Origin of the sequence: Photobacterium nomapromontoriensis (assembly GCF_050336815.1) — a bacterium.
Taxonomy (GTDB): Bacteria; Pseudomonadota; Gammaproteobacteria; order Enterobacterales; family Vibrionaceae; genus Photobacterium; species Photobacterium nomapromontoriensis.
On the sequence record NZ_JAKJSL010000015.1, the window covers coordinates 243,487 to 267,422 of the forward strand.

Consider the following 23,936-nt stretch of genomic DNA (forward strand, 5'->3'; position numbering starts at 1 on the left):
TTTGTAAAAAACTTTTTAAAAACAACCAGCTGAAAGGTTATTTCTAAATAAATACTGTTGTAATGCCATGGCAAACAAATAAGGCTGTTCAACATGTACATTGTGCCCGGCATCAGGGATCACTGAGAGCGAAAGCCCAGAATCGGCGGCCAGGGATTTAAATTTGCTGTCATCTTCACCACAGAGGTACTGTACCGGCAATGGCAAGCAAGTAACATCAGGCAGTAACTCGGGCTGTTTTGCCAGTGAGGTCACCATTAGCATATGCGCTACAGCCCGGCCAAGGTTATCACTGCGCTTTGCTTGTAAACCTTGTCTTTGGTCATGATCCAAAGAAGAAAAAACCGACTGTTGGTACCAGTCAGCCAAGACCTGGCTTATCGGTTCATCTGCAAACCGCTGAGCCCAGTGCTGATCATTTCTCCATCGCGCAGCACGGTCAGTTAGCGGCAAACCAAAGTTGCCGCCTTCCAGCACTAACCCCACCAAATGAGGTTGAACACTTTCCCCTTCCTGCTTTTCTGCAACGCTTGCCAATACGGGCTGACAAGCATGATACATCGCCAGCCGAGCCCCCAGAGAATAGCCAATTAACACATAATCCCTGACGCCACGGCTGCTCAGTGTGTCGCGCAACCATTGGCTAACCTCGGCAAATCCCTCAGGTAAGAGTGACCGACTCTGACCGTGGCCAGGTAAATCAATCGTCATACAGAAATAATCGTGGTCAAGTTGATTGACGACATCCCGCCAATCTCGTCCTGAACCGAGTAATCCATGTAAGAATACCAACGTAGGGGACGAGTCCCCCTGCCGACGATGACCAAAAGTTTCAGAATAAAGCAGCACGGCTCACCCCAGCAAACAACGCCTTCAGTTGCTCCCCGCTTTCACCGGCTGGTGTTTGAATCTCGATCAAGGTTGTCCTAGCCTGAGCTAAACCAACACGACATGCCTGCTCGGCCTCTTCAAGCGTCGTTGGGCAATGATAATGCAAGCCGAACATGGCTGCTGCATGCATAAAATTCAACCCATGGGGCATGCGGTACAAGGCGTCTTTCTGGGCTTCGGGAACGGGTAATAAATCAAAAATTGCCCCACCATCATTGTTGGTCACTAACACAACGAATGGCTGGTCAACGTGTTTCAACAACGCCAGTGAATTTAAATCATATAAGAGTGAGGTATCACCAAGGACACACAATAACGGAGCCTGACGACCACGCTGAACCCCTGCTGCGGTTGCCACTAAACCATCAATCCCGGAAGCGCCGCGGTTAGCAAACGTGGCAGTCTCTGGCATTCGAGCGCACATATCAAGCAGGCGAACAATTAAGCTATTACCAAGAAACAGTTCCGTCTCTGGCGGCAGCCAATCCATCACGTTCGCTGCTAAACTGATTTCGCTGAGGGACGTATGCTGCTTTTTTACCTGCATCAAATAACGCTCTGATGCACCTTTAAGTGATGCCGCCCAGTTCGCGTTATCTGGCAGGCTTACCGATGCGGTTAGACCCTTTGCAAAAAATGAAACGTCAGCCTGAATACGTAAAGAACAGCGGTAACTCGGGTCAAGCGGCCCCGCGAGAGGGTCCACCAGCCAGTAATGCTGCCATTGCCCGGCAGCGATCAATTGCGACAGCCGTTTAGACACCAGACGCCCACCAAACTGGAGCAATACATCAGCCTGACTCAATTGATTCTGGCACTCTTGATTCTGTAACCAAACATCAAATCCGGCCCAATCACTGCTCCCCCCAGCTTGAGGATCAGTCAACAATGGCCAGCCGAGTCGCTTTGCCAATGCAGCAACGGCAGAATAGGCAGACGGCACCATACGCCCAGCAACAATTATCCCCTTACGTTTTTGTACCGTATGCCAAAGAGCTTGATCGATATGGCCTTCACGTAAAATAGCATCTTGATAGTGGGTATATGGCGTATTCTGCATCTGCCAATGTTTGACAGGTGAAAGGTATGAAGAAAAATCAGCGTCAGCACCGTAAAGTGGCTCAGGGTAATGGCAGTTAAAATGCACCGCCCCACCTTGTTGATTCTGCTGCGCCATCACTTTATCGATGGTCGATAACAACCATGCAGGGCTGATATCCAGTGATGGGGAGGGAATGGCCTGAAAGGCCGTCACATGATCAGAGAAAATCCCATGCTGACGGATGGCCTGATTGGCACCGCACTGGATCAACTCAACCGGACGATCAGACGTCAGTAACACTAACTTCTCCCCCGTCAGGCCACTTTCCGCAACGGCAGGCAATAAATTCGCCACGGCGGTACCAGAGGTAACCACAACCGCCACCGCTTCATCGGTGGCTTTGGCTAACCCCAGCGCCATAAACCCTAATCCACGCTCATCAAAATGGGTGTGTACTGTCAAACGGGGGTGACTGTCTGCCGCAAGGGTTAACGGTGTCGAACGGGATCCCGGTGCGATACAAATATGCTTTACGCCAAGGCGAGCAAGCTCTTCAAGCATCAGCCCAGCCCAGAGTTTGTTCAACGCGGCACGACTCACCGGAGTGGCGGGCATCGTTACTGGTATGGTTGCATTCATGCTGTTTTACGCTCCCAGTCTTCATCGTCCTGACTGAATAAACTGCACAGCGTCGATGTTTTACGATCCAGTTCTTTCCATTCACTGTCTGCGGTCGATCCCGGCACTATCCCCGCTCCTGCAAACAAATGCAATTCTTCGCCCATGATCAGAGCACTGCGGATCGCGACACAGAACTCACTACGAGTCCCGCTCAAGAACCCCACTGCACCGCTATACCAACCGCGAGCAAATGGTTCATTATCATGGATAAAATCAAGCGCTTTATCACGAGGCAGTCCCGCAATCGCGGCCGTCGGCTGTAAACTATCAAGCAGTTCTGAACTATAGACTTGCTCGTTAAGCTGGGCATCAATACCCCGTTTAAGATGCTGCACTTTACGCAGGCGGATTAATTCCGGCATCTTAGCCACATTCATGCTGGTACAACGAGGGACTAAACGGCTCACTATATCATCAACCACTAACCGGTTTTCATAGCGATTTTTGCTATCGTCCAACAACCACTGCGCTAACCGATCATCTTCAGCCGCATTAATTCCCCGCCCGATCGTGCCCGCTAACGCTTCAGTGCACAAGTCACGTTCCTGACGCAGGAACAGACGCTCGGGGGTCGACCCGACGAAACAGTGCTTCGCATCAAGCGCCATCATAAAATGGAAACTGTTGTGGTTGGCCGCACGGCTAGCCTTAAGCAATTGAGCCGGAGAAACGGGGGTATCCAGTGTCAGGGTTGTCTTGCGAGCCAATACGACCTTTTCCAGCACTTTCAACGAGATCGCATCCAATGCATTACCAATCATCTGTGACCAGCCAGTGAAGTCAGGTGAATAGGTTCGGCTTAAGATTTTACTTTTAATATCAGAAACGTGTTTAATTTCCAATGCGATATCAGACAAGGCCGCCAGCACTTTATCAACACTGTCTTGCGACAGGTTTACAGCAAGCTGCCAGCTGTTATCTAACCGAATCACTTCAAGCACGGGCAGGAAAAAGAAGGACGATAAACAGCGTTGATTACGACTGGTGCGACCATCAAACGAACGCCCGCCCCAAATCCGCTGTTCAGTATCCAATACTTTTTCAGCCACCTTCGGGTCGGTAAATGTTTTGATTTGGCCAAGCGCAACGACCTCTTCCCGACAATCACGTGACTGCCAGTAAAATTTAGGGAACAGAGGTTGGGATTCTATCCACTCTATTAGATCGGTATTCGCAGGAAGATCCAGCGGTACTGTTAATCGTTGCGTTGTTGCTGCAGATTGTTGAATTTTTCTTACTAAGAACTCAACGGCTTTTTGTAACGCGGTCAAGGTAACCTCACTCAGCTATCAAGCACTAATAAAGGCTCATCCCTGGCTGATTGTATCAGTGCTAATCAGTTAGCATCTTTTACTGTATGCAGCCGTTGCCCCTATCTATTACAGATTGGTAACGAACATGTCGATAGGCAAACTAGGCAATCAACCACATAGTGAACGTGCCATTCTACCCCAGTTCAGGCAGTGTGACTAATAAAGTAATGGCTCAACATGAATCTTCATTTCGTCTTATAATCAACCGTAAAGTTACTTTTCGATCATTGTCGTGCAACCTAAAAAAAAACAGTCTTCATAATGGGCTGGTTATCATGGACATAAGTGTCTTATCTATCGGTCTTTGCAGTACGATTTCCAAGCGATACTAGGCTTAGCCTCCACAATATTGGCGAAAACTACAACAAATCCATCTAATGTAATATTTTATTCTACCAACAGAGCGAAACCCGCCTCATATTCCCATCCAGGCAGCGCTTTTCACCTGTCATAACAGAATTTAATTATACAAATCACTATTCTTCACTATTTTTACCGGCTTGGTGTTTATTTTATAAGGTTTTATAGTGTAATTTGAGATCATAAACTCCAATCAATCAGGATTACAGCAAATGCACAATATCGGGATGTCATCAAAACTCAATAATGTCTGCTACGACATACGAGGTCCCGTTCTGAAGCATGCCAAACGCATGGAAGAAGAAGGGCAGAAAATCATCAAACTTAACATTGGTAATCCAGCCCCGTTTGGCTTTGATGCCCCTGATGAAATCCTGGTTGATGTCATTCGCAACCTGCCAACCTCACAAGGTTATTGCGACTCAAAGGGTATCTATTCCGCCCGTAAAGCAGTGGTTCAGCACTACCAGAAACGCGGTATGCTGGAATTAGATGTAGAAGATGTCTATATCGGTAACGGCTGCTCTGAGTTGATTGTGTTGGCGATGCAAGCGCTGCTCAACAACAATGATGAAATCCTCGTGCCGTCACCTGATTACCCTCTCTGGACGGCAGCTGTATCACTGTCTGGCGGTAATGCTGTGCATTATATGTGTGATGAAGAGTCTGACTGGTACCCTGATCTCGATGATATCCGCAGCAAAATCACCGCGAATACGCGGGGGATCGTACTGATCAACCCCAATAACCCAACGGGTGCGGTATATAGCCGGGACTTCCTACTCGAAGTGGTTGAAATTGCACGCCAGCATAAACTGATTATTTTTGCCGATGAGATTTACGACAAAATTCTCTATGATGGTGCTCAACACACCTCGATAGCCCCACTGGCACCTGATGTTTTCTGCATTACTTTCAATGGCCTGTCGAAGTCATACCGTGTATGTGGTTTCCGTGCCGGATGGATGGTGCTCTCTGGTCCTAAATCGCATGCCAAAGGGTATATTGAGGGGCTTGAAATGCTCTCATCAATGCGATTATGTGCCAACGTGCCAATGCAACATGCCATTCAAACAGCACTCGGTGGCTATCAAAGTATTAATGAGCTGATCCTACCTGGTGGTCGTCTGCTCGAACAACGTAATAAAGCCTACGATCTCTTAACCTCGATTCCGGGTGTATCGTGTGTTAAACCTAAAGGCGCGCTTTATCTGTTCCCGAAACTGGATCAAAAGAAATTCAATATTGTTGATGACCAAAAAATGGCGCTGGACTTCTTACAACAGGAAAAGGTTCTGATTGTTCACGGTACCGGCTTTAACTGGAAGCAACCCGATCACTTCCGTATTGTGACCTTGCCACGAGTGGATGATTTGGAAATGGCGATTGGCCGTCTCGAACGCTTCCTTCACAGCTACCGTCAATAATCACCATTGTCATCTTCGCCACAAAGCCTCGAGATATCGGGGCTTTTTCATATCAGTAACTTATATTCCCAAGCGAGCTCAAGCCGCTCATTTCAGTCGCTGTATTTTTAGACCATTCAGGGGGAAAGATAACGCTTCGCCAAAACAAAATTTCTGTTACCTTTAAAGGATTATCCGTTTTCACTGCAAAGAAGTACTGACATGAAACATAGCCATTTTTTTGCCCATCTTGCGCGCATGAAGCTGATCCAACGCTGGCCACTGATGCGCAGTATCGAAACCGAAAACATCTCTGAACATAGCCTGCAGGTTGCTTTCGTTGCCCATGCCCTTGCGCTTATTAAAAACCGCAAGTTTGCCGGTCACACAAACCCAGAGCGTATCGCATTACTGGGCATGTTTCACGACTGCAGCGAAGTATTGACTGGAGACATGCCGACCCCAATCAAATATTACAACCCGGCGATTGCCGAAGAGTACAAAAAAATTGAATTAGCCGCCGAGCAAAAACTCCTGTCCATGCTCCCAGAAGAATTCCGTGATGATTATGCCCCGCTACTCGATAGCCACCAGATCAACAAAGACGATTATGCCATAGTCAAACAAGCCGACAGCCTGTGTGCTTACCTGAAGTGCCTTGAAGAGCTAAATGCCGGTAACCATGAATTTACCACAGCCAAAAATAACCTCGAAAAAACCTTGGCAGCTCGCTCTACACCGGAGATGGAATATTTCCTGCAAACGTTTGTCGATAGCTTTAACCTGACCCTGGATGAGATCAGCTGATGCCTTCATTTACTTTGACCCATGATTTTAGCCTGCAATGGGAAGCTCGTAAGAGCAACGAGCAAAAAGAGCGGCGCAATGACCATCGCTCAGCCTATCAGCGCGATCGGGCTCGCATCCTCCACTCCGCAGCATTTCGTCGCCTGCAAGCCAAAACACAAGTACACGGCGCGGGTCATCATGACTTTTACCGAACCCGCCTGACGCATTCGCTCGAAGCCTCACAAATCGGGACAGGGATTGTTGCCCAGCTCAAAATCAAACAACCAGAGTTTCGCGCGTTACTCCCATCGAACAGTCTGATGGAAAGTCTGTGCCTAGCCCATGATATTGGCCACCCTCCTTTTGGCCATGGCGGGGAAGTTGCGCTCAATTACATGATGCGCCAGCATGGCGGGTTTGAAGGTAACGCCCAGACATTTCGTATTGTCAGCTTGCTCGAACCCTATACCGAGCATTTTGGGATGAACCTGTCTCGTCGAACCTTACTCGGCTTACTGAAGTACCCGGCATTCATCAGCCAAACCTGCGCGCCTGATCGCCCCGCAGACGTTCATCACTTTCGTCACCTCAAAGCCAAAGACTGGTATCCAGCGAAAGGCGTCTACCGCGATGACCAAACCACTTTCGAGTGGGTTCTAGCCCCCTTTTCCGCCCATGACCGTGAACTCTTCAGCCAGATGCGGCACCCTCGGCAACACCCCACCGAACACCTCAAAACCCGCTTCAAATCTCTTGATTGTTCGATCATGGAACTGGCGGATGACATTGCTTATGGCGTACATGATCTCGAAGATGCCATCGTAATGGGTATTGTCACTCGAGAGCAGTGGCAGGAAGCCGTGGCCAGCAAACTGGCTGATTGCGGAGAGCCGTGGTTAGAAACGCGGATCAGTGTATTAAGCGAACAACTCTTCGGTACTCACCACCAACGCAAAGATGCCATTGGCGCGATGGTCAACGCGTTATTGACCTCTATCCATATTGCACCGGCTATCCAAAATGGCATAGACAGCTTTGACGCGCCATTACTGCAATGGACCGCCGTGCTGTCAGATCCGATGGAAACAGTTTTGGATGTACTCAAGCAATTCGTCAGCCAGTTTGTCGTCCATAAACCCGATATCCAACGGTTGGAATATAAAGGGCAACAACTGATCATGGAGTTATTTGACGCCTTCGCCGCCGATCCTGAACGTCTGCTACCGGAAAACACCCGCGACCGCTGGCTTCATGCTCAGAATAGTGGTGATAACGCCCACCGCATCATTGCTGATTATATCTCAGGTATGACCGACGGCTTCGCCCAGCGGTTGTACAGCACCCTGTTTCACCCCACCGCAGCAATGGGGGTAGAGAGCGAGTAGCAAGTCTAAAGGGACGAGTTTCGAGGGACTAGGGGCGAGGAAGAGCAGGAAGAGCAGGGGCGAGTTTCGAGGGACTAGGAAAAGCGGAAGAGCAGTTAAGAGCGGGTTCTGTGGAATTAAAAGCGTCGCTATGGCCCTAAGCAACTGTAGGTTTTATGAAAATACGCACTTAAGCACATAATTTTCAATAATTCAGCTCTTACCATAGGTTCACAGAACCGCTCTCGCTTTACCGCTCTTCCTAGAAACTCGTCCCTAGAAACCCGCTCCTAACTCTTGCTCTACCCATAGTGTAGTGGTCCACTTTTGCATTTGCTCTTCCGATCTTAAACCGCTCTTCCTCGTCCCTGCTCTCCCCGCTCCTCCTCACCCCTCGAAACTCGTCCCTGATTTTACCTGTAATTCTTCTCAAACACCCCTTTAGGCATCTGCTGGATCTGAAACTCAATCATCTGGTTAAAAGCATCCAGTAACGGGGTAAATTTTTCACCATCACCTTCTAACGCCGATAATGCCAAGTATCCAGCCTCCACGGTGGAGACCCCCTGGGCTTTAGGGGATTTACGGATCCGGTAGTTGCCATCATCCGCATTATCGAGCGCGACGGTCGGCAGTTTCTGCAAGTTCGAAGACAGCAACCACATTTTGTAGGCCTTTTTCCAGGTACCATCGAGCAAGATCAACGTGCGCCGTTTTACATGACGATTGGCATCCCCCTTGTCACTGGCGATCAGTGTTGAAATCGGCACTGCGGTCTCTCCGGGGTAAATCACCCACACGTCACGATCAGGCTCTGCCAGTAACTGATTGATTTCTTCATGTTCCGAAAAATTTTCGCCAACCCACAGTTTAGCGTTAGGCAGGGATAACGTTAAGATCCGGGCGGTGCCAATAGCACGTTTTACCTCAGAAGGGTGTTGTAATATCCACAGTTCAGTTTTAGCATCAACTACTTGGATCCAGCGGCAAATACAGGCCTGTTTAGCCTTACCGCACTGTTCACAATATCGACTCATCGAGGTTGCCTTGTCTATCCGTCTCATCGTCATTTTTACCATCGCTATGATGGCTGTCGCTCAGTTACCCAGCGCACAATCAATATTAGCCTGGCAACAGAGTACTATTGCACAGGGTGAAGTGTGGCAGATTGTGACTGGAAACTTTACCCACACCAATTGGCCTCACATGATAATGAACAGCATCGCCTTGGCAATCATTACCTTTATCTTCCGGGCTCAATTAAATGCTTACCGCCTACTTGGCTTACTTTTTGGTCTATCAGCCATTATCGGTATCACTTTATTGTGGTCATCAATGAACTGGTATGCGGGTTTATCGGGTGTATTGCATGGCCTGTTTGCCTGGGGAGCTTGTCGAGATATTCTGGCAAAAGAGAAACTAGGCTGGCTAATGTTGGCAGGGGTGATTATCAAAGTGGCAGAAGAACAAGTCTTTGGTGGGTCCTTAAGTTCAGCGGCGCTGATTGACGCCCGCGTTGCTATAGAAGCGCACCTAACTGGTGTCATAGCCGGTATTGTTATTGCTATCGTCCCTTGGTTGATCACTCTTTGCTTTCAACCAAGCAAACAGTAAAGGTAACGATGATAATTGCCTATCACTACGCATGAAGTAGTAACAGTTGCAGCCGCTCATCAATCCGGTACGGGAGTACTACAAACATCACTCCCTTCAATCATTATAGCTTGATACGATCGCTATTTTTTTCAATGGTCGATGGACCAATCCCTTTCACCTTCATCAATGCTTCTGCGGAATCAAACTCACCATTGGCATCACGGTATTTAACAATACTCGCCGCCTTATCCGGACCAATACCGACCAGTAACTTATCCAGTTCTTCCGCATTAGCTGTATTAATATTTACTGTAATATCAATACCTTCATGGCTATCTGCCTTTGCTAACGCCGTGTTTACCGGCAGTACACCTAACGCTACCACTAACCCAACCATTGCCAACGTAGTTTTCATTGTTATCCTCTTTTCATATGTAAAGTTCAATTTCAAACTAGAAGGATACCTTTAGAGAGTAAACAATAAGTGCGACTATACCTGCAAAAAAACGACGGGCCGCACATGGCGGCCCGTCGACTAATGTATTAATTACAATTAGTTTGCAGGTGTGTCAGCTACAGGAATAGTGACTTCTGCGGTATCGCGTAACACTTCCAACGTTGCCATCACATCTTGCTGAGCATACATCTGCTCCAGCTGTCTGGCCAACTGACTGTCAGTTGCCACATTGGAGACATCCGCCTCTATCACTTTGTCCAATGCAATGATCAGCACATTACCTGCTGAGTCACGCGTCACACCGTAAACCGCTTTGCCGTCAACAGGCTTGGCCATGCTAAATGCAACTTGAGCAATCATACGATCAGCTCCCATTCGATAGATGGTCTCTGGCGCAGAGAAGCTCAAACCTTGTTCTGCAACAACGGCAGTATTACCCTCACGTAATTGCTTAACAAGTTCATCCGCTTTAGCTTGCGCTTGCTCTTCACCCTTCTGAATAGCCAGATGCTGTTTTACCTGAACGACGACGTCATCAAATGGCAATACCATTTCATCGCGTGCATCATCAACACGAACAACAACAACATGCTCAGGAGCAATTTCAATCACATCCGAGTTCAAACCGTCTTCACGTACTTCTGGACTCATTAGCGCTTGCATAACAGCAGGTGTGGCCAATAACTCAGGCGCATCAGCTTGAGAAATGAAATCAGTAGTATGTACTGTTGTATTCACCGCTTCGGCTGCATCATCTAGCGAGTCTTCCGCCTCGAAGGCTTTCTCTGCCAGCTGAGTTTGTAGATCATAAAATGCTTCAGCAGCACGCTGCTCGCGTAGCTCAGTAACAATCTCATCATGGACATCAGCAAACGGTTTTACTGTTGGCTCTTTAACATCATCTAACTTGATGATGTGATAACCAAAATCAGACTCAACAACGCCGGAGACCTCACCTTTGTTTAACGCAAATGCCGCGTCTTCAAAAGCAGGATCCATCACACCGCGCTCAAACCAATCAAGCTTACCGCCGTTTTTCGCGCTGAACGTATCATCAGAAGATGTCTTCGCCAGTTCCGCAAAATCAGCACCGTTATTTAGCTCAACCAGTAATGCTTCTGCCTTGGCTTTTGCATCGCTGTCTTTACCCTGAACCAGAATATGGCTAACTTGACGCTGCTCTGCGGTACCGAACTTAGCCTGATTCTCGTCGTAATATGCTTTCGCATCGGCATCGGTAACGTTAAGCGTGGTTTTCAGATTATCACCAGACAGCTCAATATAAGACACCTTCATTTGCTCTGGGCGCGTATAAAGCTGTGGGTTTTTCTCATAATACGCTTTTGCTTCGGCATCGGTGATTTCCGCATTCTTCGTAAATGCTGCTACATCTAAGGTTAATGTACGAATTTCACGTTGCTGTTGCTCAAGCTTGGTCAACGCCGTCAGCTCATTACCAAGGGTAAAGTTGCTGCTCTGAATTGCCAATAAGAACTGCCGACGAAGTAGGTCTGTACGCATCGATTCAGCAAACATGTCCGGTGTTATACCAGAGCGGCGTAACAACGAATTATACTGCTCGTTATCGAACACACCATTGCGCTGGAACTCAGGCATCGCAAAAATGGCGGCACTGATTTGTTCATCACTGATACGCAAACCCAGCTCATTCGCACGTTGCTCAATCAGCAGGTCATTCACCATGCGATCCAGTACGCTACGACGGAACTGCTGCACATAAGCAGGATCACCCATTAACGTTGAGAAAGAATCACCCAGCTGCGATTGCATGCGATTGCGTTCGTTCTGGTAAGCCATCTCAAACTCACGCTGGCTGATTTCATGATTGTCTACTGTTGCCGCTACTTGTTGGCCACCACCTACAAGGTAGCTGCCCACACCAGCAAAAACAAAAACAAATATAATTAAGCCAAGAATAATTTTGACCCAAATGCTGTTTACGCCTTCGCGTATACGCTCCATCATAATTTGCCGTATCTCCTACTTATTCGATCTGGCATGGACCTGAAAAGTTCACACTTATGCAAAGTAAAAAAGCGCATCTACATGATGCGCCCTTTAGTCATGCTTTGTTGTCTATCTGTGACAACCTGAAGGCATGTTTGTTCATACAAACTGGCAGGTTGTGCCCAAAACCTTAGTTTACAGAATCTTTAAGCGCTTTACCCGCTTTAAAGCCTGGAACTTTAGCGGCTGCGATCTGAATCTCTGCACCCGTTTGTGGATTGCGACCAGTACGCGCTGCACGCTCACGTACTGAAAAAGTCCCAAAGCCAACAAGCGCAACCGGATCACCTGACTTTAAGCTACCAGAAACCGCTTCAATAAATGCATCTAAAGCACGGCCTGCAGACGCTTTCGAAATGTCAGCATTCTCAGCGATTTTATCAACTAATTGAGTTTTATTCACGATCACATCCCCTCTATAGAACGCTATCCACTCGCCGCCTCCTAGGCACTAATACTGCGTAGTGGATAATAAAATACATCAGATCGAATGCTACCAGTACAGAGCTTAAACGATGAGCCTGCATTGATATTATTGAGCCAACAGAAAATTAGAACTCACTTATAACGACACAAAAAAACGCTGACAAGGCTTTTGACCTCGAAAGCGTTTTTTCATCACTTAACTTTGCTGCATGTCACTGTTTTGGGTGTTGACCAGCTCAATACCTGCTGGATTATTCTGCAATGCAATGGTTAGTACTTCATCAATCCATCGTACTGGGCACACCTCTAAATCCGCGATAACGTTGTCCGGGATCTCTTCAAGATCACGTTCATTTTCTTTCGGGATCAGCACGGTTTTAATACCACCACGATGCGCAGCCAGAAGTTTTTCCTTCAGGCCACCAATTGGCAATACTTCACCACGCAGGGTGATTTCACCCGTCATCGCTACATCACCACGGACCGGGTTACCCGTCAAGCTAGACACCAGCGCAGTACACATGGCAATACCTGCACTTGGTCCATCTTTCGGCGTCGCCCCTTCTGGTACGTGAACATGAATATCACGCTTCTCATAGAAATCAGCAGCAATACCTAAGCGCTCCGCACGGGTGCGCACAACCGTCATCGCCGCTTGGATAGACTCTTGCATAACATCACCCAGAGAACCCGTGTATGTTAGCTTGCCTTTGCCCGGCATTGATTCCGTTTCAATGGTTAACAGATCACCACCGACTTCTGTCCAAGCTAAACCTGTCACTTGACCAATACGGTTATTTTCTTCTGCCTTACCATAATCAAAACGCTGCACGCCCAAGTAGGCCTTCAGGTTATCCTGATTGATCACTACTTTTTTGATGCTAGGATTAAGCAAAATCTCTTTTACCGCCTTACGGCATAGTTTTGAGATTTCACGCTCTAGACTACGGACACCCGCTTCACGGGTATAATAACGGATAATCCCAATCAGCGCGGAATCAGCGACTTCAATTTCTGCGGGCTTCAAACCATTACGTTGAATTTGCTTATCAAGCAAATGACGCTTAGCAATATTAAGCTTCTCGTCTTCGGTGTAACCTGACAAACGAATCACTTCCATACGGTCTAATAATGGACCAGGAATATTCATCGAGTTTGACGTCGCCACAAACATCACGTCAGACAAATCGTAATCAACTTCCAGGTAGTGATCATTAAATGCATTATTCTGCTCTGGATCTAACACCTCAAGCAACGCAGATGCTGGGTCACCACGCATGTCAGACGACATTTTATCGATCTCATCCAACAGGAACAGTGGATTCTTAACTTCCACCTTGGCCATCTTCTGGATCAGCTTGCCCGGCATAGAACCGATATAAGTACGACGATGACCACGGATTTCAGCTTCATCACGCACGCCACCCAATGCCATACGAACGTACTTACGACCAGTCGCCGCAGCAATAGACTGACCCAATGAGGTTTTACCCACACCAGGAGGACCCACAAGGCATAGAATTGGCCCCTTCAGCTTATTCACACGGCTCTGTACCGCTAAGTACTCAAGGATACGTTCTTTGACGCGCTCAAGGCCATAATGGTCTGCATTAAGGATCTCTTCAGCCTTCGCCAGATTCTTCTTCACTTTTGAACGCTTGTGCCAAGGCACACTCAGCATCCAATCAATGTAGCCGCGCACCACCGTTGCCTCTGCTGACATCGGTGACATCATCTTCAGCTTTTGCAATTCTTGCTCGGTTTTTTCGCGTGCTTCAGCGGGCATCTTCGACTCGTCAATTTTGATCTTTAACGATTCAAATTCATCCGGTGCGTCATCCAGCTCCCCCAGTTCTTTCTGGATCGCTTTCATCTGCTCGTTGAGATAGTATTCGCGCTGGCTTTTTTCCATCTGCTTTTTGACACGGCCACGGATACGCTTTTCTACCTGCAACAGATCAATCTCAGATTCCATCATCGCCATCAGGAACTCTAGACGCTCCGCCACACCGACAATTTCCAGTACCTTCTGCTTATCAGCCAACTTTAGCGGCATATGAGCGGCAATAGTGTCAGCCAGACGCGCAGCCTCCTCAATACCATTGAGGGATGTCAGTACTTCCGGCGGGATCTTTTTATTCAGCTTAATGAAACCATCAAACTGATTGATCGCAGTACGAACTAAGACTTCCTGCTCACGCTCATCCATCTCTTCCGTGACAAGGAACTCGGCCTCAGCACTGAAAAATTCATCATCACGCAGGTTTTCAACCTTGGCACGTTGCTGACCTTCTACCAGTACCTTAACGGTACCATCAGGAAGCTTCAGCAGCTGTAGAATGGTCGCAACCGTACCGACATCATAGAGGTCTTCGATAGAAGGTTCATCAGTCGCCGCTTCTTTCTGGGCCACTAATAAAATTTGTTTGTTATCATCCATCGCCGCTTCAAGGCAACGAATAGACTTATCCCGACCGACAAACAATGGAATAACCATATGCGGGTAAACCACCACATCACGCAGTGGCAGAACGGGGATCTCAAGGCGTTCCGAACGCTCCAGGTTCATAATATTCTCTCTTCCGTTCAATCTCTTTACTGAGTATATGGGGGCAAGCACTCAATATTCAACGGGATAGCTAACAGAAAATAAAAAAGGAGGCACAAGCCTCCTTTTTTCACCTATTTGGGCAGAATTTACTCAGCACCAGCAGCTTGGCTTTCAGTATTTTCGTAAATCAACAAAGGCTCAGATTCACCTTTGATCACTGATTCATCGATAACAACCTTGCTAACACCTTCAGCTGAAGGTAATTCATACATGGTATCAAGCAGTACCGCTTCAACAATTGATCGTAAACCACGAGCACCTGTCTTACGCGCCATCGCCTTACGAGCAATTGCAACCAACGCATCATCACGGAACTCAAGCTCAACATTTTCAAGCTCAAGCAGTGCCGCATATTGCTTAGTCAATGCATTTTTCGGTTCACGCAGGATCTGTACCAGCGCATCCTCATCCAGCTCATTAAGAATAGCGGTAACAGGAAGACGACCGATGAACTCAGGGATCAAGCCATATTTGACCAAATCTTCTGGTTCAACTTGCTCAAACAAGTCACTCAACGTGCGAGATTCATCTTTAGAACGAACGTCTGCACCAAAGCCGATACCCGTACCGGTTGCGACACGCTGATCAACCACTTTATCCAGGCCGGCAAATGCGCCGCCACAAATAAATAGGATCTTAGAAGTATCAACCTGCAAGAATTCTTGCTGTGGATGCTTACGGCCACCTTGTGGTGGTACCGATGCCACAGTACCTTCAATCAGCTTCAGCAAAGCCTGCTGAACACCTTCACCCGAGACATCACGGGTAATTGATGGGTTATCTGACTTGCGAGAAATCTTATCGATTTCATCGATGTACACAATGCCGCGCTCAGCTTTGGCTACATCGTAATCACATTTCTGTAGCAGCTTCTGGATGATGTTTTCCACATCTTCACCAACGTAACCCGCTTCAGTCAGCGTGGTCGCATCAGCCATTGTGAAAGGAACATCAAGCATACGTGCCAGTGTTTCAGCCAGCAGCGTTTTACCACTACCTGTTGGGCCGATAAGCAGGATGTTACTCTTGCCCAGCTCAACGCCATCACTGTTGGTATCACCGTTACGAAGACGCTTATAGTGGTTATACACCGCTACTGCTAGCACTTTCTTCGCATGGTTTTGACCAATTACGTACTCATCCAGGTTTTTACGAATTTGCTGTGGTGTCGGAAGCTCGCTGCCATCACGCTTAGGCATCACTTCTTTGATTTCTTCACGAATGATGTCGTTGCACAAGTCAACACATTCATCGCAAATATACACAGAAGGGCCTGCAATCAGCTTGCGAACTTCATGCTGACTTTTACCGCAGAAAGAGCAGTACAGCAGTTTTCCACTACCGCTCTCTTTTCGCTTATCTGTCATTCGCTAACCTCTTTTCGGGTCTTACCCCATCATTGCCTTGTTTTGAGTGTATAACAACTCGGGTCGTTTTGCTCCGTGCAACTAGCCCAGCCAGTGCACGGAGAGAACAATCGCCTTTAATTACGCTGACTCAAAACAGCGTCGACCAAACCGTACTCAACCGCTTGCTCTGCCGACATAAAGTTATCACGATCAGTATCGCGTTCAACCACTTCCAGCGGTTGACCTGTATGATCGGCAAGCAGACCGTTCAGTCGCTGCTTAATCGTTAGAATTTCTTGTGCATGGATCTGAATATCCGATGCTTGTCCTTGGAAGCCACCCAATGGCTGGTGAATCATCACACGTGAATTAGGCAGGCAGTAACGCTTGCCCTGTGCGCCACCCGCGAGAAGGAAAGCACCCATTGAACATGCTTGGCCCATACACACAGTGCTCACGTTTGGTTTGATGTACTGCATGGTGTCATAAATTGACATGCCCGCAGTCACAGAACCACCCGGAGAGTTAATGTACAGGAAAATATCCTTGTCAGGATTCTCTGACTCAAGGAACAAAAGCTGAGCAACGACTAAGTTAGCCATATGATCTTCAACCTGGCCGGTCAGGAAGATCACACGCTCTTTCAATAGTCGGGAATAGATGTCGTAGGAACGTTCACCACGAGAAGTCTGCTCGACCACCATAGGAACCAGCGCATCTAAAATCGGCGACATGGCGTTTTTTTCTTGGTAGCTCATAACGTTATTTCCCTAAAATAAATGGCCCGAATGAAATTACTCTCACACGGACCATTCTTAGCAGAAGATTTGAAGTAAAGTCAAATCCCTACAGTAATTTCAGCAAATTAAGCTGCTGGCTGGTTCATTAGCTCGTTAAAGCTAACTTCTTTCTCAGTAACCTGAGCTTTTGCCAGAAGCGCATCGATAGCTTGCTCTTCAAGAGCAACGTTGCGCATGTTGTTCATCATCTGCTCGTTTTGCTCGTAGTAAGCAATAACTTCTGTTGGATCTTCGTATGCAGAAGCCATTTCAGCGATGATCGCTTTAACGCGCTCTTCGTCTGCTTTTAGCTCTTCAGCCTTGATCACTTCACCAAGAAGCAGACCAACTACTACGCGACGCTTAGCTTGCTCTTCGAACAGCTCACGTGGTAGTTCAGGTGCATTAGCAGCATCACCGCCGAAGCGCTGAGTTGCCTGCTGGCGTAGAACATTGATTTCTTGATCGATAAGCGCAGCAGGAACGTTGATATCGTTCTGCTCAACAAGACCGTTAAGCACTTGCTCTTTAATACGGCCTTTAACTGCTTGCTTAAGCTCACGCTCCATGTTCTTGCGAACTTCAGCTTTCAGACCGTCTACAGAACCGTCTTCAACACCGAACTTAGCAACGAACTCTTCAGTAAGTTCAGGTAGCTCTTGCGCTTCAACTTTATGCAGTGTGATAGCGAAAGATGCCGCTTTACCTTTTAGGTTTTCAGCGTGGTATTCTTCAGGGAAAGTCACTTCTACAGTGAACTCGTCGCCCGCTTTCTTACCAACTACACCGTCTTCGAAACCAGGGATCATGCGGCCCTGGCCCATTGCTAGTGCGAAACCTTCAGCTTTACCGCCGTCGAATTCTTCACCGTCGATAGAACCAACGAAATCGATAGTTACACGGCTGTCTGCAACAGCAGCAGTGTCAACTTCTTTCCAAGTTGCTTGCTGCTTACGTAGCGTATCAAGCATACCGTCTACATCTTCAGCTTTCACTTCAACGGCTGGTTTTTCAACTGCAATTTTGTCTAGGCCAGCAAGTTCGATTTCAGGGAAAACTTCGAAAGTTGCTTTAAATACTAGATCTTTGCCTTCAGCAAGCTCAACAGGAGTGAACGTTGGTGCGCCAGCTGGATTAATTTTCTCTTTTACGATTGCTTCGATGTAGTGACGCTGCATCACTTCACCAAGGATATCGTGACGTACAGACGCGCCGAACATGCGAGCAACCATTTTGATTGGTGCTTTACCTGGACGGAAACCATCGAAACGACGATTCTTAGCAATTTTCTTCAGTTCAGCTGTTACTGCATTCTCGATGTTTGCAGCAGGAACTGTGATAGTTAGATGGCGTTCTAGACCTTCAGTGGTTTCAACGGTAACTTGCATTATATTTAACCTCAAAACTTACTCAGTGTTCTCTGAGTGATGTTGCCGATCAGTCATACTGACGGTGGCATCCTTTCGTGTTATGGCTGGCTACCACGCCAAAACCATAACGCCTTAATTCTGATAACTTCTGCTTCCATGGGCCTAAACACCACCGAATTAGAAATTAAAACGCGGTATTATAGCGATCCTCAGTCCTGTCGTCGAGACAGACTAACCGCACCGCGATCAAACCTTTCACACAAGATAGGGGCAAAAATTCCATTTACAAGTATAAAAACCAAAAAAATCGTGTCCATTAGCGATTTTTTGACTCTGAGCTTAATTATTCGATTTATTCGCCGACCATTTGTTGATTTTTACCGCAATAATCTAGCCTCGTTATCGCGAGGAAATGGCGAATGTTAGAACCATGATAGTCACTTTCACACCACGGTCTCGCATACCACCCAGAGATAAATCGAACCTATAGCACGACGCGAGAAGCCAAAAATCAAGGCGTATAAAGGAGAATTCGGGGGAAAGAACACAACAATCGAATAATCAGTAAGCGATGGTGTAAAAAATAAAGATAGAGGAAGAAGCAAGAATGGCGCGCCCTGTAGGATTCGAACCTTTATATCCATATCCGGTAAAGCAACCACACTCATAAATAACACGATCCTCCTTGCGCCCCATTGGTGCACAATGATTCAAATATTATTAATCGACTATGGTGCATCTGGTGCACAACATAAATATTCAATTTACCCTTCCTCTTTTTATGCGCACTAACTTATTTTTTAAACAGTGGTAGTCCTTTCGACTCTCTCCAAGCTTTCACGATTTCAACGATTCGCTCAGGAGTTCCATCTTCTTCTTTTTCAGGGTAATAGATCAAGTCAGAACCATCAGGATGAGCTGTAATTGTTATAAAATGTTCCAACAATTCATCTTGATACTTATCACTGCCCTTTGATTCAAAAATTTCATTCAAGAGTTCTAAAAATTCCGACAGCGTATAATCTTGAAATCTTTCTTTATTCTTCATTTTGACCTCTTATGAATTTCAATATAGTTACGCGGGGTATTAATTCTAATATTATTATTGTCATAAACTTTGCCACCATATTGTATTTCTTCGACATGGTGCAATTCAAATGAACGTATCCTACCAACAGTATCTTTAAATCTTGCTCGTGGCGCTTTACCTTCTGACTTTATAGACTTGCTCATCAGTAGGTACAAATTGCCTTACACCATAATCTTTAGGTATTCGTATTTGTTTGAATATGTTAGGAATCTGTAGGCCGATATCCCGCCTCAACCAGTTAATCATGGCTTACAGTGTGGAGGCATCCTTGCGAGCAGCTCCGGATTTTACAGCCTTTAAATGGACATCAATAAAGCCGCTGATATGGTCCCTTGCATGAGGGCTGGTTGTTAGGTCTCGAACTTGGAAGGATGAGAAATAGTTGCTTATACGTTCCAGACGGTAGCGCATAGTGCCTAGATAGCTTTTATGGTACTGGGCCTTGAGTTGAATATAGCATTCAATACAAACAGGTATGGGAGTATTTAAAGTGGGATTTGGTAATGTGATACGAGTCAGAGTTTGTGAGGTACAGTTCTCTTAGTCGGTAGAGAGAAAGACTGTGCTTACAGCAAGAATGGCGCGCCCTGTAGGATTCGAACCTACGACCACATCCTTAGAAGGGACGTGCTCTATCCAGCTGAGCTAAGGGCGCATTGTTGACATAACGATACGTTACAGGAGCGAATTATACGTCCCAATCTGGGTTCGTCAATGCCTTTTCCCCTATTTTCCACGTATTTGCTATTAAGTGTTCAAACATAGAACAATGTGCATGGGAAGAAAGCATAAGAGTAGGGGCTAGTTTCGAGGAATGAGAAAAAGGAGCAGCAGAATCAGGAGCTAGGGGCTAGGGACGAGTAGGAGCGGAAGAGCTGTTAAGAACGGAGAGCAGGGGCAAGGAAGAGCGGAAAAGCAAAAGATAGGTCGTCCTGTGGTCCTGTGGTCCTGTGGTCCTGTGGTCCTGTGGTCCTGTGGTCCTGTGGTCCTGTGGTCCTGTGAGGAGGCTCGAGGGACGAGGTTCTAGTGTCAAGAAAAATGCAGCTTCTTTTCGCTCTTCCCATAGGACCGAGGGCCACAGATCCGCTTTTGCTATTCCACTCTTAACCCCATAGGATCTTAGGACCGCTCTTACTCATCCCTCAAAACTCACTACTCGCCCCTGCTCTCCCGCTCTTGCATTTGCTTTTCCGCTCTTAATCCGCTTTCCTTCAACACTCGTCCCTCGATACTCGTTCCTAGATCTTGCTCTTCCGCTCTTAAACCGCTCTTCCTCGCCCCTGAAAACTCGCCCCTAGCCCCTCATCAACACCACCTCAAAAAACTTAACAAAAACCAATAGCAATCGTTTGCTAACTAGCCTTTCGTCACATTTTTTGCGACAATACCACAGAAAGAGATCATTATTGATAACATTATTCAGTTTATAACCGTCTAAGGAAAAACATGGCTGCTCAAATCATTGATGGAAAACTTATCTCTCAGACAGTTCGTCAAGAAGTTGCTGCTCGCGTAAAAGCACGCATTGACGCTGGGCTACGAGCACCGGGGTTAGCCGTAGTACTGGTTGGCCAAGATCCCGCCTCACAGATTTATGTGGGCAGCAAACGAAAAGCCTGTAACGAAGTTGGTTTTATGTCTAAATCCTTTGATCTACCAGCAACGACCACTGAATCTCAACTACTGGCATTAATTGATGATCTCAACACCAACAACCAAGTGGATGGCATTCTGGTACAGTTACCCCTACCCGCAGGAATCGACACAACCAAAGTGCTAGAGCAAATCACCCCCGACAAAGATGTCGATGGTTTTCATCCATACAATGTGGGCCGCCTGTGCCAACGAATTCCTAAGCTGCGCTCTTGCACTCCGAAGGGAATCATGACCCTTATGGAGCGCTACAATATTGAAGTACGAGGTAAACATGCCGTTATTGTGGGCGCATCAAATATTGTTGGCCGCCCAATGACGATGGAGCTATTACTTGCTGGCGCTACCACCACCACCTGCCACCGCTTTACCAAAGATTTAGAACACCATATTCGCCAAGCAGATATTCTGGTTGTCGCCGTCGGTAAACCTAATTTTATACCTGGCGACTGGATCAAAGCGGGCGCTACCATTATTGATGTTGGTATTAATCGATTGGAAAATGGCAAACTCGCCGGTGATGTCGAATATGATGTCGCACGGAAAAAAGCCCGGCATATCACCCCAGTTCCAGGTGGTGTCGGACCGATGACGGTCGCAACCTTAATTGAAAATACCCTTCACGCTTGCGAGCTGTATCACTCAGAGATGTAGGGGTAATTAAGAGCGGTTATAGGTTTGAGGGACTGGTTTCGAGGGACGACTATTAAGGGGCGAGGAAGAGCGGTTTAAAAACGGAAAAACAAAAACGATCCTAGGCCCTATGGGAACAGCAAGAGACTAAGAACGGGTTTCGAGGGACGAGCCTTGAGGAAGAACGAGTTAAAGGTTCAAGGGACGAATCTCGTTCCTTGAGCCTGTTTACAGGACCTCAACTCTCTTTTGCTTTTACTCGTCCCTCTTTCCTCGAAACTTGTACTTACTATTCCACAGATCTCATCGCTTATTTCTGCTTCACGATCTCTTTCAGGAATGCAGTAAAGTCCTCGCCAAGATCGTTATGGCGCATACCATACTCAACAAAAGCCTGCATATAACCAAGCTTACTGCCGCAATCGTGGCTCTTGCCTGACATATGGAAAGCATTGACCTGCTGATCTTTCATCAGCATATCAATCGCATCGGTCAGTTGGATCTCGTCACCGGCACCAACCGGTGTACGCGCCAATAGCGACCAAATTTCAGCAGGCAAAACATAGCGACCTACAATTGCCAGATTCGATGGCGCCTCTTCTTTAGCTGGCTTTTCAACGACCTTGACCATCGCCGCACTCTCTCCCGGTTTTAGGTCAACCCCGTTGATATCAGCCACACCATAATTGGAAACCTCAGACATAGGTACAGGTTCAACCATAACCTGACTAATCTTAGTTTCATTGAAAGCATTAACCATCGCAGCCATATTTTCACAACGCAAATCACTGGCTACATCATCGAGAATGACATCAGGTAAAACCACTGCAAACGGCTCATCACCCACCAACGGATGTGCACATAATACCGCATGCCCGAGTCCTTTGGCTTGACCTTGTCGCACATGCATAACCGTCACTTCTTTCGGACAGATTTTCTGTACTTCATCCAGCAACTGACGCTTCACACGCTTTTCAAGCGTCGCCTCAAGCTCAAAAGAGGTATCAAAATGGTTCTCAATCGAATTCTTTGATGAGTGTGTAACCAGTACAATTTCCTTGATGCCCGCCGCCACACATTCATTTACAACGTACTGAATTAATGGTTTATCAACAATTGGCAGCATCTCTTTCGGGATGGCCTTTGTCGCTGGCAGCATACGTGTGCCCAGACCCGCAACCGGGATCACGGCTTTTCGAACAGGAGGTGTGATAGACATATTCTTTTCCATTTTAAAGTTCATCAGGCAAGCTAAATAAAATTTAAGTTGTTATAACAGTTAGATTCTTTGGCAATGCCATTTCTTAACAACGTGGTCAGTCACCACGGTATTCATTTCGTCACTATTCAGACTTGACTAAGTCTGCATTTTGCACGCTCACTTTAACAGATTTACCCAATAAGTTAATCAGCATAAATGAACGCTTCTCACCATCGGGCTCCTGATAAATGGCTTCAATACCTTTAAACTGGCCTTTGGTTAACTTTAGAGTGTCTCCTGGCTTTGGTAGTGCAGATAACTTAGCCTGCTGCTCTGCGGAGTCTTCATTGATCATTAACCCATAAATAAGCTCGGGATCGACAATCTGAGGTCGTGCCCCCTGACGAATGAAATCAGCAACCCCTCGCGTAGAACGAATAGTGGTATAACTGACTCTTTCTGGGTCAAAATAGACAAACATATAACTAGGAAACAGAGGCTCAAACGCCACAACACGCTTACTACGGACTATTTTCTCGACGGTAACTTGCGGGTAGTAGCACTCTACACCTTGGCGGTCTAAATTAATCACCGCACGCTCTTGCTCGCTGCGCTTACAATATAGTAGATGCCAATTTTTCATTTATCTCCCTGCCCGTTAATCACTCTCATTCCCATGCAATAGTACATTATTACCTGTACTTTTCATGTTCATTGTTTTTCAGTTAAATTTCAATAGGATGTTTAATCATCACCTATTTTGTTCTTAATGCGTTTCGCTCCCTCCCCCTACCAATGAGAATGTAACAAACATTAAAATACGCCATATCCAGCATAAAACTTCGCAATAGAACCAAAAAACAAGATAAATCACTAATTAAATCTTCACTTACAACA

Annotated in this window: 20 protein-coding genes and 1 tRNA gene; 5 read left to right on the forward strand and 16 right to left on the reverse strand. The window is 46.8% G+C overall.

The window, feature by feature from the left end:
* Positions 1–15 precede the first annotated feature (15 nt).
* From menH to L4D12_RS01795, 3 genes are read right to left on the reverse strand one after another with little or no spacing between them, the layout of a single operon-like run.
* On the reverse strand, positions 16–849 hold the full coding sequence (gene menH / locus L4D12_RS01785; protein ID WP_428446097.1) for a 2-succinyl-6-hydroxy-2,4-cyclohexadiene-1-carboxylate synthase: 834 nt from the start codon (positions 847–849) through the stop codon (positions 16–18).
* Complete coding sequence (menD, locus tag L4D12_RS01790; protein WP_428446098.1) at positions 833–2,572, reverse strand: 2-succinyl-5-enolpyruvyl-6-hydroxy-3-cyclohexene-1-carboxylic-acid synthase; 1,740 nt, start codon at positions 2,570–2,572, stop codon at positions 833–835. Before menD ends, menH begins: the two co-directional genes overlap by 17 nt.
* Entirely contained in the window at positions 2,569–3,885 is a 1,317-nt protein-coding gene (locus L4D12_RS01795; RefSeq protein WP_428446099.1) for an isochorismate synthase, read from the reverse strand. Before L4D12_RS01795 ends, menD begins: the two co-directional genes overlap by 4 nt.
* Positions 3,886–4,499: 614 nt before the next feature.
* Here L4D12_RS01795 and L4D12_RS01800 point away from each other — a divergent pair.
* The 3 genes from L4D12_RS01800 (at position 4,500) to L4D12_RS01810 (ending at position 7,867) form a co-directional block, all read left to right on the forward strand.
* Positions 4,500–5,714, forward strand: a complete 1,215-nt coding sequence (locus tag L4D12_RS01800) for a pyridoxal phosphate-dependent aminotransferase (RefSeq protein WP_428446100.1) — start codon at positions 4,500–4,502, stop codon at positions 5,712–5,714.
* Between the two features lie 201 nt (positions 5,715–5,915).
* A complete protein-coding gene (gene yfbR, locus L4D12_RS01805) occupies positions 5,916–6,500 on the forward strand; it encodes a 5'-deoxynucleotidase (RefSeq protein ID WP_428446101.1) in 585 nt (194 codons plus the stop codon).
* Positions 6,500–7,867, forward strand: coding sequence for an anti-phage deoxyguanosine triphosphatase (locus L4D12_RS01810; RefSeq protein WP_428446102.1), 1,368 nt, complete (start codon positions 6,500–6,502; stop codon positions 7,865–7,867). The genes yfbR and L4D12_RS01810 overlap by 1 nt, the downstream gene beginning before the upstream one ends.
* A 392-nt stretch (positions 7,868–8,259) precedes the next feature.
* On the opposite strand, the gene L4D12_RS01815 is transcribed toward L4D12_RS01810, so the two are convergent.
* On the reverse strand, positions 8,260–8,883 hold the full coding sequence (locus L4D12_RS01815) for a tRNA-uridine aminocarboxypropyltransferase (RefSeq protein WP_428446103.1): 624 nt from the start codon (positions 8,881–8,883) through the stop codon (positions 8,260–8,262).
* 10 nt (positions 8,884–8,893) lie between these two features.
* On the opposite strand from L4D12_RS01815, the gene rrtA reads away from it, so the two are divergent.
* The gene (rrtA, locus tag L4D12_RS01820) at positions 8,894–9,460 is read left to right on the forward strand and encodes a rhombosortase (protein ID WP_428446104.1); all 567 of its coding nucleotides are present in this window, start codon (positions 8,894–8,896) and stop codon (positions 9,458–9,460) included.
* 103 nt (positions 9,461–9,563) lie between these two features.
* On the opposite strand, the gene L4D12_RS01825 is transcribed toward rrtA, so the two are convergent.
* The 10 genes from L4D12_RS01825 to L4D12_RS01870 form a co-directional block, all read right to left on the reverse strand.
* Complete coding sequence (locus L4D12_RS01825; RefSeq protein ID WP_428446105.1) at positions 9,564–9,857, reverse strand: ComEA family DNA-binding protein; 294 nt, start codon at positions 9,855–9,857, stop codon at positions 9,564–9,566.
* Positions 9,858–9,995: 138 nt separating this feature from the next.
* Positions 9,996–11,885 (reverse strand): peptidylprolyl isomerase, encoded by a 1,890-nt coding sequence (ppiD, locus tag L4D12_RS01830; protein ID WP_428446106.1) that lies wholly within the window; start codon positions 11,883–11,885, stop codon positions 9,996–9,998.
* A gap of 172 nt (positions 11,886–12,057) precedes the next feature.
* Entirely contained in the window at positions 12,058–12,330 is a 273-nt protein-coding gene (gene hupB / locus L4D12_RS01835; RefSeq protein ID WP_428446107.1) for a nucleoid-associated protein HU-beta, read from the reverse strand.
* Between the two features lie 219 nt (positions 12,331–12,549).
* The gene (lon, locus tag L4D12_RS01840; RefSeq protein WP_428446108.1) at positions 12,550–14,922 is read right to left on the reverse strand and encodes an endopeptidase La; all 2,373 of its coding nucleotides are present in this window, start codon (positions 14,920–14,922) and stop codon (positions 12,550–12,552) included.
* A gap of 128 nt (positions 14,923–15,050) precedes the next feature.
* Positions 15,051–16,331 (reverse strand): ATP-dependent protease ATP-binding subunit ClpX, encoded by a 1,281-nt coding sequence (gene clpX / locus L4D12_RS01845; RefSeq protein ID WP_428446109.1) that lies wholly within the window; start codon positions 16,329–16,331, stop codon positions 15,051–15,053.
* Positions 16,332–16,447: 116 nt separating this feature from the next.
* Complete coding sequence (gene clpP, locus L4D12_RS01850; RefSeq protein ID WP_428446110.1) at positions 16,448–17,071, reverse strand: ATP-dependent Clp endopeptidase proteolytic subunit ClpP; 624 nt, start codon at positions 17,069–17,071, stop codon at positions 16,448–16,450.
* A gap of 107 nt (positions 17,072–17,178) precedes the next feature.
* Entirely contained in the window at positions 17,179–18,480 is a 1,302-nt protein-coding gene (gene tig, locus L4D12_RS01855) for a trigger factor (protein WP_428446111.1), read from the reverse strand.
* A gap of 775 nt (positions 18,481–19,255) precedes the next feature.
* On the reverse strand, positions 19,256–19,510 hold the full coding sequence (locus L4D12_RS01860; protein WP_428446112.1) for a bacteriocin immunity protein: 255 nt from the start codon (positions 19,508–19,510) through the stop codon (positions 19,256–19,258).
* Positions 19,507–19,695 carry a hypothetical protein gene (locus L4D12_RS01865; RefSeq protein WP_428446113.1) on the reverse strand — a complete coding sequence of 63 codons (189 nt, stop codon included), beginning with the start codon at positions 19,693–19,695 and terminating at the stop codon, positions 19,507–19,509. Before L4D12_RS01865 ends, L4D12_RS01860 begins: the two co-directional genes overlap by 4 nt.
* Before the next feature lie 435 nt (positions 19,696–20,130).
* Positions 20,131–20,207 (reverse strand) — tRNA-Arg (locus tag L4D12_RS01870).
* A 791-nt stretch (positions 20,208–20,998) separates the two neighbouring features.
* Here L4D12_RS01870 and folD point away from each other — a divergent pair.
* Positions 20,999–21,859, forward strand: coding sequence for a bifunctional methylenetetrahydrofolate dehydrogenase/methenyltetrahydrofolate cyclohydrolase FolD (gene folD, locus L4D12_RS01875; protein ID WP_428446114.1), 861 nt, complete (start codon positions 20,999–21,001; stop codon positions 21,857–21,859).
* A 289-nt stretch (positions 21,860–22,148) separates the two neighbouring features.
* On the opposite strand, the gene galU is transcribed toward folD, so the two are convergent.
* Positions 22,149–23,057 (reverse strand): UTP--glucose-1-phosphate uridylyltransferase GalU, encoded by a 909-nt coding sequence (gene galU / locus L4D12_RS01880; protein WP_428446115.1) that lies wholly within the window; start codon positions 23,055–23,057, stop codon positions 22,149–22,151.
* Between the two features lie 124 nt (positions 23,058–23,181).
* Positions 23,182–23,682 carry a transcription/translation regulatory transformer protein RfaH gene (gene rfaH, locus L4D12_RS01885; RefSeq protein WP_428446116.1) on the reverse strand — a complete coding sequence of 167 codons (501 nt, stop codon included), beginning with the start codon at positions 23,680–23,682 and terminating at the stop codon, positions 23,182–23,184.
* Positions 23,683–23,936: the final 254 nt, after the last annotated feature.

What these genes read in the sequence shown, in the direction of transcription:
- menD (WP_428446098.1), bottom strand. Translation starts at nt 2,572, where the DNA reads ATGAATGCAACCATACCAGTAACGATGCCCGCCACTCCGGTGAGTCGT.
- L4D12_RS01800 (WP_428446100.1), top strand. Translation starts at nt 4,500, where the DNA reads ATGCACAATATCGGGATGTCATCAAAACTCAATAATGTCTGCTACGAC.
- yfbR (WP_428446101.1), top strand. Translation starts at nt 5,916, where the DNA reads ATGAAACATAGCCATTTTTTTGCCCATCTTGCGCGCATGAAGCTGATC.
- L4D12_RS01810 (WP_428446102.1), top strand. Translation starts at nt 6,500, where the DNA reads ATGCCTTCATTTACTTTGACCCATGATTTTAGCCTGCAATGGGAAGCT.
- L4D12_RS01815 (WP_428446103.1), bottom strand. Translation starts at nt 8,883, where the DNA reads ATGAGTCGATATTGTGAACAGTGCGGTAAGGCTAAACAGGCCTGTATT.
- L4D12_RS01825 (WP_428446105.1), bottom strand. Translation starts at nt 9,857, where the DNA reads ATGAAAACTACGTTGGCAATGGTTGGGTTAGTGGTAGCGTTAGGTGTA.
- ppiD (WP_428446106.1), bottom strand. Translation starts at nt 11,885, where the DNA reads ATGATGGAGCGTATACGCGAAGGCGTAAACAGCATTTGGGTCAAAATT.
- lon (WP_428446108.1), bottom strand. Translation starts at nt 14,922, where the DNA reads ATGAACCTGGAGCGTTCGGAACGCCTTGAGATCCCCGTTCTGCCACTG.
- clpX (WP_428446109.1), bottom strand. Translation starts at nt 16,331, where the DNA reads ATGACAGATAAGCGAAAAGAGAGCGGTAGTGGAAAACTGCTGTACTGC.
- clpP (WP_428446110.1), bottom strand. Translation starts at nt 17,071, where the DNA reads ATGAGCTACCAAGAAAAAAACGCCATGTCGCCGATTTTAGATGCGCTG.
- tig (WP_428446111.1), bottom strand. Translation starts at nt 18,480, where the DNA reads ATGCAAGTTACCGTTGAAACCACTGAAGGTCTAGAACGCCATCTAACT.
- L4D12_RS01860 (WP_428446112.1), bottom strand. Translation starts at nt 19,510, where the DNA reads ATGAAGAATAAAGAAAGATTTCAAGATTATACGCTGTCGGAATTTTTA.
- L4D12_RS01865 (WP_428446113.1), bottom strand. Translation starts at nt 19,695, where the DNA reads ATGAGCAAGTCTATAAAGTCAGAAGGTAAAGCGCCACGAGCAAGATTT.
- folD (WP_428446114.1), top strand. Translation starts at nt 20,999, where the DNA reads ATGGCTGCTCAAATCATTGATGGAAAACTTATCTCTCAGACAGTTCGT.
- galU (WP_428446115.1), bottom strand. Translation starts at nt 23,057, where the DNA reads ATGTCTATCACACCTCCTGTTCGAAAAGCCGTGATCCCGGTTGCGGGT.
- rfaH (WP_428446116.1), bottom strand. Translation starts at nt 23,682, where the DNA reads ATGAAAAATTGGCATCTACTATATTGTAAGCGCAGCGAGCAAGAGCGT.